Source organism: Mycobacterium gallinarum, from assembly GCF_010726765.1.
GTDB lineage: Bacteria > Actinomycetota > Actinomycetes > Mycobacteriales > Mycobacteriaceae > Mycobacterium > Mycobacterium gallinarum.
On sequence record NZ_AP022601.1, the window covers coordinates 5,614,974 to 5,630,224 of the forward strand.

Below are 15,251 nucleotides of genomic sequence, written 5' to 3' on the forward strand. Positions count from 1 at the left end.
AGCCAACCCTTTGGGATCGACGGTCGCGTCAATTATCGAGGTCAACGACCTGCGACGGGCGCTGACGGAACGGCGTCGGGCAGCGTCACGTCGGCCGACTCCTCGCCGCGGTCACCTTGACGAGCGAGCGCCAGGCCCATCAGGACGATGGCTCCGCCGACGGCCTGAATCGTCGTCATCGCTTCGCCGAGAAGAATCCAGGCGGCCAGCACGGCGAACATCACCTCGGACAGGCCGACCAGTGAGGCGAATCGCGGGCGCAGCATCGAGATGCCCACGATGCCGAGCGTGTATGCGATCGCGGTGGCCACGACTCCCAGCGCGACAACGGGCACCACCCACGAGGTGGTCCATCCGGCGATGACGGTGTCGTTGGTCGTGAACGTCAGGGGCATGATGCCGACGACGCCCAGCAGCGTGACCGCGGCGGCACCGACCACCAGACCGGCTGCGGCCAGGGTGATGGGGTTGACGCCGTCGCTGTCCGCGGAACCGTTGCTCGCGTTGGCCGACATCACGAAGTAGCACGCGGCGCACACCGCGGCGGCCAGCCCCCAGCCGACACCGATCAGGTTGATGCGGGCGCCGCTGAAGCCGCCGGCATCAAAAATCCCGAGCACCAACATGATTCCGGCCACCGCCAAGGCGACACCGGCGAGCGTGAGGTTGGTCGGCCTGCGACGCGTGGTCATCCAGACCCAGGTGACGACGAGGATCGGCGCGGTGTACTCCAACAGCAGCGCGACGCCGACCGATAGGTGCGCGACCGCGTTGTAGTAGAACAGCTGCGCCCCCGCGATCGGGATCGCGCCGTAGAGCACGACGGTTCTTGCGTGGCCCAGCGCCTCGCGGACCCAGCCGGGGCGCACGAACGACGCGAAGACCGCCATCACCAGGGCGCCGCCCGCAAGGCGGGCGACGACAGCTGCCGTCGGGCTCCAGCCGGCTTCCATGAGTGCCTTGGCGAAAGGTCCGGACGACCCGAATGCGAGTGCGGACCCGACGGCGAACAACAGGCCGAGCCGAAAGTTGTCGACCGACGCGCGGGCCTGATTCGCGGTCACGGGGTGCACCTCCGACATGTAATGAGTAAAATCAACTTTGGTCATGACGCTAGCCGGGAAGGGGGTCATGAGTCAAATGCTTTTCAGTCATGACACCGAGCTCACACTGCGCGCGGCATGTGTGCTGATCAACAGCGATCGGATCGATGGCGAGCAGCTTGGGAGCCTTGCCGAGCTCGATGTCTACCTCGACGGTTTCGGCTGGACCGGTAGGCGCGACCGCGACGACGCAGAACTCGATTCGGTGCATGGCCTACGCGAACGGCTCGGCAAGATCTGGGCGGTCGCCGACGACGAGGAACGAGCCGTAGGTCAGGTGAATGCCCTGCTGAGTGACACCGAGGCGGCGCCGTGGCTGACCCGCCATCCGGAGATGCCGGAGTGGCATCTGCACCTCGCGTCCGTTCACGATCCGCTCTGGCAGCGGATGGGTGCCGAGATGGCCATGGCGCTGGCCGACCTCATTCGTATTGGAGAACTGCGCCGGCTCAAGATCTGCGCGGCGTCCGATTGCGACGCGGTGCTGGTGGACCTTTCGCGAAATCGCTCAGGGAAGTTCTGCGACACCGGCAACTGCGGCAACCGTCAACACGTTGCGGCCTATCGGGAGCGCCGCGCGAAAGAGAATTGACGAGCGGAAATGAATAGCCAGCTTGCATAATCCTCCCCTAGAAGGGGTGGACTTCGGTGGGCGAGAGTCGGCGCGACGATTCCGGGCGTCAGTCAGTCCGGAGATGCTCGGCGTGCGGAAATGAGTTGCGGGCCGCAGCGCGGTTCTGCGATGCCTGCGGAGCGTCGGTCGTCGCGACGGCCACTCCCGGCGAGCGCAAGCAGGTGACCGTCTTGTTCAGTGACGTGGTCGGCTCGATGAAACTTGCAGCCGCGCTCGATCCCGAGCGGCTGCAGGAAATTATGAACGAGCTGTTCAATACATCTGCCGCTGTCGTTCAGCGCTACCAGGGCACTGTTGACAAGTTCACCGGCGACGGACTGATGGCTCTGTTTGGCGCACCAGTGGCACTGGAGGACCATGCCAAACGCGCATGTATTGCTGCGCTGGAAATTCAAGGCGCCGCCAAGCGGATGGCATTCGAGGTACGCCGCCGCGACAACATCGAACTTCAAATGAGAGTGGGGCTGAACTCCGGTGAGGTCGTCGCGGGCGAAATCGGCCTAGGGCCGGGTCGTTACACCGCCGTCGGACATCCCGTCGGTATGGCGCAACGAATGGAGTCGGCAGCGTCGCCCGGCGGCGTGCTGTGTTCCGCGTCGACGGCGCGGTTGGTCGAGGGCGTCGCCGAGCTGGGGCCCACGGAGTCGGTGGCCATCAAAGGTGAAACCACGCCAATGCCCGCTCGCCGGCTGCTATCTGTTCCCGTGCAGGAGTTGGTGATCGGGCGTGACGAAGGACCGATGTTCGGCCGTGACGCCGAGCTGGCCGAGCTTGTGGGGTTGTTCGACTCGCACAGTGCGTCACCAATCGGTGTCGTCGGTCAGCCCGGCATCGGCAAGAGCAGGCTCGTCCGTGAATTCGCGGTCCGGCTGGAGAACGGGGGAGCCGACATCGTGGTGGCGAGGTGCGACGCGCATACCACCCAGGTGCCGCTGCGTGCCCTATCGCGCATGCTGCGCGCGATGTTTGGCGTTGATCGGCTCGACAAGATCGCGGCCCGCGGCCAGGTCATGTCGCGTCTGCCGGAGTCGCTGGCGAAGGACGCCGATACCGCGCAGATCCTGTTCGATCTGCTCGGCATCGCCGACCCCGATGGCCCGGCGGTGGCGCTCACCCTCGATGCGAGGCGCCACCGTCTAGTTGCCGCCATGGCGAAGGCTACCGAATTACGTTTGTGTCCAACAGTATTCATTCTCGAGGATGTACATTGGATCGACACAGCCAGCGAGGCGACGGTCGCGGAGTTCGCTGAGACATTGGCCGCGCTGGGATCCGCTCTGGTCACCACCTACCGGCCTGAATACCGCGGCCCGTTACGCGGCACCGCCGAGGCCACGGTCACCTTGGATGCGTTGAGCGACGAGGCCACCACTGCCATCGCGACAGCGCTCATCGGCACTGATTCAACGGTGAAGGGGATCGCCGAACGCATCGTGGGCTCCGCGGCGGGCAACGCCTTCTTCGTAGAGGAGATGGTCCGTGATTTGGTTGACCGCGGCGTGCTGGTTGGCAGCCGCGGTAGCTATCGTCGAGAGGGCGAGATCGACCAGACCGCCCTGCCTCCAACGGTTCACAGCGTTGTCGCTGCCCGTATCGATCGGCTTCCGCCCCATGCCAAATCCGTTCTCAATGCGGCGGCTGTCATCGGTTCGAACTTCGATCTTGACGTCATGCAGGCACTCATGCCTGATGCGGACCGTACGGATCTCGCCGACCTGGTGTCCGTCGAGCTGATCGACCAGATAGAGTTCGTGCCGCGCGACCGCTACTGCTTCCGACACGCGCTGATCCGCAAGGTCGCCTATGAGTCTCAGCTGACCGCCACCCGCGCGAGCGCTCATCGTCGGCTCGCCAGCGCCTTACAGGAGCTGCGACCGGTGGGTGTCGAGGAGAACGCGGCCCTGATCGGAACACATCTCGAGGCCGCAGGTGATCACGCAGACGCCTACCGCTGGCACATGCGGGCCGCGGAATGGCTGGAGAAGCGCGACATGGTCGCGGCCCGCTCGAGTTGGCAGCAGGCTCGGGAAATTGCCGACCGACTTCCTGCCGAACATCCGAAGATCATCGACATGCGCATCGAACCCCGCAAGATGCTGGCCTGGACGGATTGGCTGGTCGGCCAGGATCCTGATGCCGACACCTCCTACGAGGAATTGCGCTGGTTGGCAACGCAATCTGGCGACACACTCTCGCTCGCGGTCGCTACCGCGGGCCGGATGATCACGCTCTGTGAGAACGAAGGCCGGTTCGCTGAAGCCGCGAATATGGCGAACGGCGTGGTGGAGATGGTCGCAAATATCGACGCCGACGCGATGCTCAAAGTCGACCTGTTGTTTGCGGTCCTGTGGACAAAGTTCCTGACGGTCGATGCGGAAGGGGTGCTGCAGGTCGGTCAGTGGATCCGCGAGTTGGCCGGTGACGAGGTGAACAGCTCGGTCGCCAGAGCGAACGCGGCGTGCGGCGTCAGCTGGCTGGTCGGTGGGAACCCTGAAAAGGGTCAGCGCGCTATGCAACTCGGCATCGCGCAGGCACGCGAACTCGATCCGGTCACCTACGCGACGGTGATGACCATGAAGTGTGGGCTGGCAGCGATCGGCCTCGAGCCTGCAATGGCGAGCACGCTGGAGGATGCGCGACAGGCTCTGGTCCGGGCTGAGGCGCTCGGAGATAATCTCGCACTCGCCGCCGCCCTATGGGCTTACGGCACAATTCTTTTGCGTGCTGATCGTCGATCTGCGTCCTCAGCCGTCGAGTGCCTTCAACGGGCTCTGAGCATCATCGTTAAGCACCGGATCCTCACGGTTGCGCAGGGGCCCATCGAATCCGACCTGGCTCTCGAGATTGCCCGCACGGGTGACACGGATTCTGCCATCGAAAGCCTGCGTGTCGTTCTGCACCGCCAGATCGCCCAAATGGACGTGACGTTCATCGCTGTGACGTCGACGGCGTTCGTCCAACTCCTGATAGACCGTGGCCGCTCCGAAGACATCGCGGAGGCCCACGCGTTGGTGCAAGCATTCGAACTCCAGATTCGCCGATTGTCTATGTCGGCGTTCCACGTGGCGGTGGCGTTCTGTCGAATGATCCTGGACGCCGCGACAGGCGACAGAACCACCGCCGCAGCCCGATATCGAGAGGCGGTACAGCGCACGGGTGCGCGTGGTGAATTCTTGCCGCTGCGGCCGCACTAGGGCAGGTACACGCCGCGAATGCGGTGGTATCGGCCGTGTCCCAGAACAGCGTTCGCTGCCTGTAGCCCCGAGAGTACGGCCGCTTCGATACAGCCTGAGTTGAGGCCGGTATCGGTCCAGTCGCCGGCCAGCACTAGATTGTCGTAGCCACCTTCGTCGGGGCGCAGCCGGTACTTATCAGAGCCCGGAACTGACAGGACATAACGGTCGGACGGGTCGACGTTCACGCTGAGGTGTTGGGTATCCAGCGCTGCGCCGCCGCGCTGACCGTTCGCGCCCGCCACCAGGTGCCAGGCAAACCCCTCTTCGGTGACCGCTCCGGGCAGATGCACCCCGACGAGGTTGTCGAGGAAGTTCAATGACTCCGTCTTGGCGATGTGATGACACCGTTCGAGATACTCGGCCTCGTTGGCCGCGGGCCAGTCGACGTCGAGCGCGCCGCAGAAGTAGGCAACCGTTTGCGGACGGTCGTGCTCGGGCCAATCTTCGGCCCACAAAGTCTGCGGCATCGAGGCGAATGTGTCGATCGGAGGGATATAGCCGCTCGTGGTGATGGCGGGCGCCGCGATACCCAACTCCTTGGCGTCGGCGCGCAGCCAGACCTGTAATCCCAGAGAGCCGATCGTTTTTACGTGCTCGGTCATTTCTCGCCACTCTGGCCGGTCGTCGATCAGCTCCTTCGCGACAATCGGGATTATGCCCAGCGAAACAGCGAGTATCACTCGGTCGAAGTCGACGCCCCGGCACAGCACCCGCCTCTCCGCATCGTCGCGACTGCCGAAATGCGATTCCAGGCCCTCCATGGCGTCCTTGATGTGAATCTGTTGCGCCAGAGGCCTGTTCGGAAAAACGGGAAGCTCATGCACCCGCGCCAACGGCTCATAGTGGTCGACCCCGTCGGCGAGGCGCACTTGCCTGCCCATCGTGATCGCGTCGATGTGTTGCCGTTTCGGATCGAGATGCAGCGCGTCGACGCGGTGGAAGAACTCGAAATCCACGCCACGTCTGCGCAACGCCTCGTAAAGGGGCGCCATGATGATATCGCCCATCCCGGCGTTCATCTTCCAGAAGATCGCGCCCTTATACGTGAAAAGCATCATGCCGACCAGCAGCATGCCCACGCCAGCACAGACTTTCGGGCGTTCCAGATGCCCTTTCTCGTAGCCGAACACCATGTTGTACATCGCACGCAGCACTGGAAATTCGAGCACGTCGGGGTGCGCGCCGTGGCGGATCACCCACTCTGCGTAGTCTTCGTCGTTGACGGCGCGGAAGCCGCGTGGATCGGTGACGATGCCGTCGGCCATCACGCCGTGCACGGTCGCGGTGACGAGTGACAGTAGTGTCCATCCCAGCCGGTGGTCAGATCTGCGCTCGTAGTCGAGGGTGCCGCGAATTGCCTCCAACGCACGCGAAAGGGGTAGCAGCTGTTCGTCATTCGTCGGCCGGGGGTCAGCGAGAGCTGCCAGCGCAGCTATCACGGCGCGCTGCACGGTGTCCAGGGAGCGCTTCGGCGACGGTGGAGGTTCGGCCGACGCCGAAAGGGTCAGACCGGTTCCGGCCATTGCCCGCAACGAGTTCGAGAAGTCGGTGATGACCTGCAGGGCACGTTGCAGGAAGCGCACCACGGACAGATCCCCGGTGGGGGCGTCGGGCTCACCGGGCAATTCGTTGTTACCCGTGAACCGGCCGAGCCAGAGCTGCCACTTGCCATCCCAGCGGTCCATCGCACCAACGTCGTTGGCGGGAGTGAACGCCTGGTCCCAGGTCTGGATCGGCACCAGCGGGTCCGTATTGGCACGGTCGAGTTCTGCGTAGCACTCGCGGATCAGAGTGAAGGCGTTTTCGTAGGAGCCGATCCACACATGGAGCCCGTGCTCTTCGATGCGGCCGTTCTCGCCGCGGCTGGACGCACCTTTGCCGCCCAATCGCCAGCCGCGCTGGTATACCGTGATGGCTTCATAGCGGTCTTGCCAACCGGGCTCACTGAGCCGCCAGGCAGCGCTCAAACCGGCCATACCGCCGCCGAGGATCGCGACCCGCTCGCGCCTCACAATTCGATCTGGATGGGAATGGTATCGATCTGGGTGGGCGTAGTCTTGCCCTCTGTCCCGATCTTCACCTCTCCCTTGTACACACCACTCAGTAGGTCGCCAGCAACGACGAGAACCCGGAACTGTATGGCGCCCGGCAGCAGGATCTTGGGTTCGAACTGCAGCTTGGTGTCATCGATATAGTCCTTCGCTCCATCCCGCGTCGGCCGCGTCTTCCAGCTGAGCTCCCGCGGCTCATCGCCGGGGTCCACGGTGTAGAACGGCGTGGCGATGGGCTGAGGCTGGAACTGCGCCGGGCCGGCGCCCAACGTCTCGGCGATGTCCATGCCGCCCGCGACGGCGATGTCGATCAGCCGGGTCATCGACTGCAGCCACTCTTTCGTGGCAAATTGTTTGTTCTCGATGTCCTGGGCAGCGTCCTGAGCGACGACGCCTGCTTGAGTCACCATGCCACGCAACACAGTTGAGATGTAATCGCCCATCACCAGATGCCGTTCCGGCCACTTCTCCTCGAGCGGGATCCGAGCGAGGCTGGTGGCGCCGGCGAGGCCGGCGTTGACGACCTTGGTGATCGTCGCAACCATGTCCGACAGATCGTAGTTCCCGGCGTCGATCCTCTTCGACTCCGCCGTCATCGCAGTCGCCGATTCGTTCACAACGGTCGTCGCGATATCCGCGGCTTTGGCGAGCAGACGGTGCTTTTCGGGTACTTCCTCGGGCTTTTCGTATTCGGGCATATTCAGACTCCGCCGTCCTTGTCGGATGGGTCAGGGTCAGCCTTGGCTGGATCTGGCGGGGTGGTCGCATTTGTTGCGGCGTTCAGCAATCCCGCGGCGTAGTTCGTGAGGTCCTCACCGAGCCGAGCGCCGAACGCCTTGACGTCGCCCTGTGTCATTCCGTCGCTGTAGCGCTTGTAGAAATCGCTGGCACCGACGGTCGCCACGCTGCTGAACTTCGTGAACTCCTTCTGGAAACCGCTGATCAGCGCGCCGCGCCAGCCCTTCGGGAGCTGCGTTTGCTGTGCTGCCTCATCGAGTTGGTCGTCCGTCGGGTTGTCTCCAATCGACGGAGTCTCGGCGGGGTCGCCCTTCAGCGCGCCGGGGTCGCGCGAGAGCTTTCCGAATTCGACCGCGCCGCCGAAGGGCGGCTTCGCGCGGTCGGTCAGCATGCGGCTCGAGATATCCCCCCAACCCATGAAACACGCGAGTACGGCCGACGCCGTCGAACTCATCCCGCGGATGCGTACCTGTTTGGACGTCCGGATCCGGACGCCGGGTTTAGGGCTGTCGGGTGGCAGCGGGGTGATCAACAAGTAACCGGCATCGACCTGGACCAGCATGCCGTCATTGGTCCTGGTCTTGTCGAGGTCGTAGTTGATGTAGAACCCGCCACTGGGCGTGGTCTCGCCCTTCCAGTAGCGCAATGCAGTGCGCAATTCCCACAGATTCGGATCGCCACTCACGACCTCGAGGACACGGGTCCAGCCGCGGACTTCCTTCGGGTTCTGATCGTTGATCTCTCTGAAGAAGGATGGGCACAGCTTCGGCCAGTTGTGGGGCTCTATGACCCTCTTGATGTCGTCGACGGTCAGGTCGGTCCGCTTGTAGTCGGTGGTCAGCACCGAGCAGTACTGCCCGTTGATCTTGCGTAGGCCGCCGGTACACAGCGGCTTCCCGTCGGCGACGGCCTCATCGAGGACCCGAGCCGTGGCGAGAACTCCAATGCGCGAATGGAATTCGGCGAGATTCTTTGAGTTAACCAGGTATTGGCGAACGGCCCCGATGGGATCCTTTTCGGCAAGGACCGGGTCCATGTGGGGGATCGCCTCGCTGCCCGTTGGCAGCGCGGCGATTCGCTTATCGAGGAGCTGGGTCAGCGGGTCGCCGCTATCCGCGAAGTTGAGGCCTGGAGGTGGTGGCGCGCCGCCGCGTGCCACCACCAAATCGTGCAGCTTGCACAGAATTGTCGACGCATACAGCATCCGCAGGACATCTGTCGGTGTCTGCTCGTCGGATCCCGGCTCGCCGCTCGACGGCTCACCACTCGGCTCCGGCTCAGACGGAACCTCGAGTTCTCTGACCGCCTTGGGTAGCGAAGGGAACATCTTGTCGGCGGTGCGGGGACCGGTATCGCTCGGCGGGTTTCGCGGAGCGAGTTCTGGTTTCGCCAAAAACGCCGCCAGCTCGCCGAACCAGCCGCGCTTGCCGAAGCCTGTGAATCCCGGCATGAACTCTTCGACGGTTGCCACGATTTCGAGGTCTTCACTGTCGCGCAGCACCTCATCGATCGTGCCGAATAGTGCCACCTGAGCATGGAGTTTTGACATGCCCCCGCCTTCCCCGACCTTGACGCCTAGCATATCGAGTGGTACGCCGTCCACAAGATCAAATCGGGGGAGAGTTTGATGTCCGGTCGGGCTATGGACAGCGACGACGCGAGTATCGCGGATTTGCCGTGGGCCTCAATATTTGACCCTGCAAACAATGTTCGCGCCATGGGGGCAATTCAGGAGCGCGGGTTCCGCGCCGCGACCGATGTCGTGAGCCGGTTCGTCCGCATGACCGACAGGGGTCTCGGCGCGGTCGGTGCGCCCTCGTCCGGAACAGAGGAGGACGGTAGCGCCGCGACGTATCCGGATTTGGGGCGGATCCTCACGTCGCTGCAGGGCGTGGTGAGCCAGCTGGGCCAGTCGGTGCTCGGGAACAACAACGCGGCCCCAGCCGAAGCCGCGCTCGACCTGGTCAACTCCGCATCGAGTGGCCAGGCCGAGTTGGAGGCGAGCGTGCCCGGACCGGCGGTCACTGAGATCTGGCTTCATAACCGTGGCCCGCAGGACATGGGCAAGGTGCGGCTGCGCTGCAGCGATCTGCTGGCGCACGACGGCGCGCTGATCGAATCGTCGGCCATCCGATTCGAGCCCGACGTTGTTCCGATGCCGGCCCGCAGCAGCCGGGGCATCACAGTAGAAGTCGATGTAGCGGAGCATTATTCGCCGGGCTGGTATCGAGGCACCATGCTCGCCGAAGGCCACGACGACGTCTGGCTGCCGGTATCGCTACACATCGCACCGCGATCGTCATGACGAGTACGACCGATCCGGCCGAGCTCACCAATTCGGTCGAGGATCGGTTACGCGAAGTGGGCAGGTTGGTGCGCCGCTCCATGCTCGACGCGATGCCCGACGGTGAGCCGGTGCGTTGGCTGTATGGGCCGATGCGGGAGTATCCCTCACGGCCTGGCAAGGCGCTACGTCCCGCACTGTGCATATCCGCTGGGCGCGCCTTCGGCGCCGAGGCCCAAGACCTTCTCGGCGTCGCCGTCGCAATAGAGCTGCTGCACAATGCCTTTCTGGTGCACGACGATGTCGCGGACGGCAGCGAGATGCGCCGCGGTAGGCCGACGCTGGCGTCGACGTACGGGTTGGCGGCGGCGATAAACGCGGGCGACGGCCTGGCGGTGGTGGCGGGCCAGGTGCTGCGTCGGGCCACTCGCCGGTTCGATCGCGACCTCGGCGACGTGATCTGGGCCGAGTTCGACACGATGGCGATGCGCACCCTGGAGGGACAGGCGACCGAGGTGGGTTGGCAGCTTGACAATGTCCAGCAGCTGAAGCCCGAGGACTACCTCGAACTGATCATGCACAAGACGTGCTGGTACACAACGATTCACCCGTTGCGGGTAGGCGCGATCATCGGATCGAGCGGCACGGCCGAGCTGGCGCCGTTGGTGCGCTTCGGGTTTCACTTCGGCGCCGCGTTCCAGATCCGCGATGATCTGCTTAACCTTGTCGGTGACGAGAACATGTACGGCAAGGAGATTCTCGGCGATCTCTACGAGGGCAAACGCACTCTGCCTCTTGTGCATCTGCTAGCCAACGCCGAAGGCCGCGACGGCGATCTGGTGCGGGACTACGTGGGACGCAGCCGCGAGGAACGGTCGTCAGAACTGGTGCACACTGTCCGCGACCTGATGGACGCCTACGGCAGCATTCAGTTCACGAGCCAGTACGCCGAGGGAATTCTCTCGGTCGCCGAGGACTACTTCGAAGAGGCATTCGCCGACGCCCAACCGGGTCCGGACCTTGACTTCCTGCGCGCGTTAGTACCGTACGTGTGGGCCCGCTGGCGCTAAATCGGTGACATAGCCGCCCATCACCGGCCATTAGGCTGACTGCGGGAGAGGAGATGGCTGGGCAATCGACGAACAGGCTTCAGGTCAGCGGGTACCGTTTCTTGATGCGGCGGATGGCGCATGCGCTCGTACGCAGCGACGTTCGCATGCTCGACGATCCGCTACGCGCACAGTCGCTTTCACTGGCTGCCGGTTGTGTGCTGGCAGCGATCGCGGTCGCGGGGTGTGTGATCCTCGCATTCCTGCAGCCAAGGGGAAATGTCGGCGACGCCGCCGTCGTCATGGCCCGCGAATCCGGCGCGCTGTATGTGCGCATCGGCGACACCATGCACCCCACCTTCAATCTCGCCTCCGCACGGCTGATCACCGGTGTGGCCGGCAAACCCGAACTCGTCAGCATCTCTGCGCTCAACCGCGCCAGGCGCGGGCCCCTGGTTGGCATTCCCGGAGCCCCGGACATGATCGGCGCACCACTCGACGACACTGAGTCGGCCTGGTCGGTCTGCGAAGATGCCGACGCGCGAACCACCGTGATGGTGGGCCGCCCACCCGCTCAACTGGATTCGGGGAAGAGTGCGCTCGTCACCCCGCGAGGTGAGAGCGCGGCGACAACCTACCTGCTGTACGACGGGCGCCGGGCCCGGGTGGACCTGCGGAACCCCGCGACCGTCCGCGCGCTGAGGCTCGACCGCATTGTGCCCCGGCAGGTTTCGCGTGCACTGCTCGACGTCCTACCGGAGGTGCCCGAGATCACCGCCCCTGCCATAGCTCGGAATGGCGCCTCACCGTCTGTGCTCCCCGGTGTGCCGGTGGGCACCGTGGTGCGAATGACCCGTGCCGGATCCACGGAGTATTACGTCGCGCTCGCGGCCGGTGTCCAACGAGTCGGCGAGGTAGCGGCAGATCTCATCCGATTCACGTATACGGGTCGACGTGATATCGCCACCGTGGCACCGGATCTCATCGGCCGGGCGCCAATCGTCGACGATCTTCCGGTCACCACCTTCCCCGACCACGGGGGCGCTGACGAGAGTCCGGTGCTCTGTGCGCAATCGGGAGCGGTACTCGCGGGTGACTCGCTACCGTCCGACGACGATGCAGGCGTGCAGCTGGCGCAGGGCGACGACGCTGGCCCACGCGTCGACCGCTTCTCGATGCCGCCCGGACGAAGCGCATTCGTGCGTGCCGCAAGTGTGTCCGGTGACAGCGCGACGACCGGAGCGCTGTTCTTCGTCAACGACTCCGGAGTGCTGTTCGGCGTACGTGACACGGATGCGGCCACCCGCCTGGGGCTGACCGACCCGGTGCCCGCACCATGGGCGTTGCTTGCTCAACTGCCGCGCGGCCCCGAACTCAGCATCGAAGCTGCATCAGTCGGGCGGGACAGCCTCGGTCCGTCGGCGTAGCCGAGTCGCCGCCGCCGCCATCGCCACGATGGCGATTGACGCGATGACACAAATTGCAGCGGCACGCATTGCGAAGTCTGCGGACTGTTCAGGGGGCCCGGACGGGGGAATCGCCGTCGATTGCGATGCGTTCGAGCGTCGTGCCGTTGCGGAAGTCGGGCCTGCGCTCACGGCTGCCATCACGTCGACGGTCCCGTGGCCGACGATGGGATCCCAGCCCGCCGTCGGCCGGTGCGCAGTGTCTTCGATGCGGTGCATGACCTGTCGCGCAGTCAGTTCGGGTGACCGTGACCGCACCAGCGCGACGATTCCGCTCACGACCGGTGCGGCGTAACTCGTGCCAGAGATCGGTGACTCATCACCGCTTGTGGTGAGCCTGTCGATCAACCCCTCGCCGTCGGGGTCCAGTGACACGACGTCTTCGGCTATCGCGGCGACGTCGACCCACGGTCCTGCCAGGCTGAACGAAGAAGGGTTGCCGTCGCGGCCCACCGAGCCCACCGTGAGCACATAATCGTCATACCAGCCCGGAGTCACCACCGTTTTCACGTTGGACCAGTCGGGGCTGCCTGGCTTAAGGGGATCGGTCGTCGGGTTCTGTTCGGGGCACTGGCCGGCCGACCCCACGTTCCCGGCGGCGGCCACCACCACCGCGTTCTTGACGTCGACGGCGTAAGCCAGCGCTGCCCCCAGGGCGCGGTCATCCAGGACGTCATCGGCGGACAGGCAGGCGACGGTCGACAGGTTGATCACCGTGGCACCCATGTCGGCCGCGGTACGTACGGCCATCGCGAGGGTGTCGACATCGCCGAATCCGAGGCTGGACGGATCGTCAGCTGCCCGGAACTTGTTGCTGGACTGACGGATACCGATGATCGTGGCGTCGGGTGCGATGCCGCTGAATGCGCCGTCGGCCTCGGGCGAGGCGCCGATTATGCCGGCGACGATCGTGCCGTGGCCGTCGCAGTCCGCCGTGCCGTCACCGGATGACACGTAGTCGCCGCCGGGGACGAGGTGGGGGAGCAGGCGGTGTCGCGATACTCCGGTGTCGATGACCGCGATGGTCTGGCCCTCGCCACGCGTGAGTGGCCAGACATCCGGTAAGCGGAGAGTTCTCAGCGGTCCGTCGGCCGGTCTCTCGATGCGAATGGTGCCACCGGCACACTGCCCCTGTTGTTCGGTGAGTTGCGGAGGTGCGGGAGATCCCGGCTTGGGCAGTATCGACATATCGACGGCCGGTGGTGTCACCGCGGCGGAGACCGGCGCGGTCCACAGCGGCCAGACCGCAAGGGCGCCGGCGGCGACCAGTCGTGCGACCGCCGTCATAGGAGGTTCACTCCCCGCGCCCAGCCGTAGATCCCCCCGACCCAGCAGGCCATGGGGATGACCGCAGCGAGCGCGACGCACTCGATGACCTCGACGGTGCGCCGCACGGTCGGACTCACCGTCGGCCCGACGATGCCGCCCAGTGCGGCGGCACCCATGGTCGCGGCAACCACACTGATCACATGCGCGTGGGCCGGTACAGCGACCGCAGCCGCAGCGAAACCCGCGAGGAGACAGAGCACTCCCGCGCCTGCGAGGCTCGCGCGGCGGGTCGCATCGACGTGGGTGCGCACGCGCAGCAGGAGCACCAATGCGACCATCGCGATGAAGGACGTCCCGCGGAGCGTCGAACCCGCATCACGGACCTCCCCGACGGCAACCGCTATCGCGCCGAGCGCGCCGCCCGCCGACGAACCCGCCACCAGTCCAGTCAAGGTTTGGTGACAACGCCTGACGTTGGGTGTGGCGTCCGGTGTGATACCGGTGAAAGCCATCGCCAGCCTGGGCGTGAAACCCAGCGTGGCGAGGGACAGACCGACGAGCGTCGCGCCACCCGCGCTCAGCTGCAGACCCCACGACACGGCGGCGGCCGCAGTGGCCGACACCAGCACGGCCAGTGTGGTCGTCGCCGTCAAAAGTGTTCTGCCGCAGTCCGTCACACGCAGCAGGAGAATGCCTGCAGCGAAAATAGCCGCGGATGCCAGCAGGAGGCCGGCCACCGCCGTGCCCGTCCGCACCGTCAGAAATCCGGTAGCCCCCGCGTATAGCACCGCGATCAGACTCAGCGTCGCACATATCAGGGGGTCGCCGCGTAGCCGCCGAACGACAACAGCACCGACCCCGGCGGCGACCGCCAGACACGCACCGACGACGATGCGGCTACTCATCGAAACGCTCGCTGCTGGCCACGTCAACAGGGCCGCACCACAGCCGCCGAGCAGCACGCAGGCGATGGCGGGCAGCATTCGGGGCGCGGTAGTTCGGTCCGCCGCCACGGCGTGGGAGGGGTCACACGAGGACCATTCGGCAGGCGCGGGCTCGGTAGTCGTCAGTATCAGCAGATCACCGTCGCGAATATCATTGCTGTTCAGCGATTCTGACTCGGCCATAGGAGGCTCACCCAGTCTCGACAACACCCAGTCGAGGCCCGGTGTCGGCGTCCTGTCGCGGTGAACAAGATCGACGATCTGCGGCATGAGCTGACCGACGGCCACATCAGCCGGAAGCTCCAGATCGACCGCGCGATGTGCGTCATCGGTGCAGGACGCCACGGTCAGCCGACACAGCGAATCTGGCATCAAGTCCCCCTTCACCCTGCCGTGTCAACCGTAACCTCTTTAGCGGGAACGCAATCGCGCCAGTTTGATTGGCTGGGGATGGAACCGGAATCACCGCGACGACGT

At 64.9% G+C, this 15,251-nt stretch carries 11 protein-coding genes; 5 read left to right on the forward strand and 6 right to left on the reverse strand.

The genetic code is table 11. From position 1 onward, the window contains the following. Nucleotides 1-41: 41 nt before the first annotated feature. Nucleotides 42-1,082, reverse strand: coding sequence for an EamA family transporter (locus G6N42_RS27775; RefSeq protein ID WP_163738438.1), 1,041 nt, complete (start codon nucleotides 1,080-1,082; stop codon nucleotides 42-44). 58 nt (nucleotides 1,083-1,140) lie between these two features. Here G6N42_RS27775 and G6N42_RS27780 point away from each other — a divergent pair, with 58 nt between their 5' ends. Continuing rightward, nucleotides 1,141-1,695: a CGNR zinc finger domain-containing protein gene (locus G6N42_RS27780; RefSeq protein WP_163738441.1), complete on the forward strand. Its 555-nt coding sequence runs from the start codon at nucleotides 1,141-1,143 to the stop codon at nucleotides 1,693-1,695. Nucleotides 1,696-1,751: 56 nt separating this feature from the next. Continuing rightward, nucleotides 1,752-4,931 (forward strand): ATP-binding protein, encoded by a 3,180-nt coding sequence (locus tag G6N42_RS27785; RefSeq protein ID WP_232076389.1) that lies wholly within the window; start codon nucleotides 1,752-1,754, stop codon nucleotides 4,929-4,931. Here the strand turns inward: G6N42_RS27785 and G6N42_RS27790 are convergent. Genes G6N42_RS27790 through G6N42_RS27800 form a run of 3 tightly spaced genes read right to left on the reverse strand, consistent with a single transcriptional unit; the run spans nucleotide 4,928 to nucleotide 9,311 of the window. Beyond that, nucleotides 4,928-6,985, reverse strand: a complete 2,058-nt coding sequence (locus G6N42_RS27790; RefSeq protein ID WP_286201653.1) for an FAD-dependent oxidoreductase — start codon at nucleotides 6,983-6,985, stop codon at nucleotides 4,928-4,930. The two genes, G6N42_RS27785 and G6N42_RS27790, sit on opposite strands and share 4 nt — an antisense overlap. Further along, nucleotides 6,982-7,722 carry a hypothetical protein gene (locus tag G6N42_RS27795; protein ID WP_163735638.1) on the reverse strand — a complete coding sequence of 247 codons (741 nt, stop codon included), beginning with the start codon at nucleotides 7,720-7,722 and terminating at the stop codon, nucleotides 6,982-6,984. Before G6N42_RS27795 ends, G6N42_RS27790 begins: the two co-directional genes overlap by 4 nt. A gap of 2 nt (nucleotides 7,723-7,724) precedes the next feature. Continuing rightward, nucleotides 7,725-9,311, reverse strand: a complete 1,587-nt coding sequence (locus tag G6N42_RS27800) for a hypothetical protein (protein ID WP_163735643.1) — start codon at nucleotides 9,309-9,311, stop codon at nucleotides 7,725-7,727. A gap of 168 nt (nucleotides 9,312-9,479) precedes the next feature. Between G6N42_RS27800 and G6N42_RS27805 the strand changes: the two genes are divergently transcribed. From G6N42_RS27805 to eccB, 3 genes are read left to right on the forward strand one after another with little or no spacing between them, the layout of a single operon-like run. Continuing rightward, nucleotides 9,480-10,067, forward strand: a complete 588-nt coding sequence (locus G6N42_RS27805) for a hypothetical protein (RefSeq protein WP_232076390.1) — start codon at nucleotides 9,480-9,482, stop codon at nucleotides 10,065-10,067. Then, nucleotides 10,064-11,116: a polyprenyl synthetase family protein gene (locus G6N42_RS27810; protein ID WP_163735646.1), complete on the forward strand. Its 1,053-nt coding sequence runs from the start codon at nucleotides 10,064-10,066 to the stop codon at nucleotides 11,114-11,116. Before G6N42_RS27805 ends, G6N42_RS27810 begins: the two co-directional genes overlap by 4 nt. Nucleotides 11,117-11,169: 53 nt before the next feature. Then, nucleotides 11,170-12,522, forward strand: a complete 1,353-nt coding sequence (gene eccB, locus G6N42_RS27815; RefSeq protein ID WP_163735650.1) for a type VII secretion protein EccB — start codon at nucleotides 11,170-11,172, stop codon at nucleotides 12,520-12,522. On the opposite strand, the gene mycP is transcribed toward eccB, so the two are convergent. Further along, nucleotides 12,487-13,848 (reverse strand): type VII secretion-associated serine protease mycosin, encoded by a 1,362-nt coding sequence (gene mycP / locus G6N42_RS27820; RefSeq protein ID WP_163735653.1) that lies wholly within the window; start codon nucleotides 13,846-13,848, stop codon nucleotides 12,487-12,489. The genes eccB and mycP overlap by 36 nt on opposite strands. Beyond that, nucleotides 13,845-15,146, reverse strand: a complete 1,302-nt coding sequence (eccD, locus tag G6N42_RS27825) for a type VII secretion integral membrane protein EccD (protein ID WP_163735658.1) — start codon at nucleotides 15,144-15,146, stop codon at nucleotides 13,845-13,847. Before eccD ends, mycP begins: the two co-directional genes overlap by 4 nt. Nucleotides 15,147-15,251 lie beyond the last annotated feature (105 nt).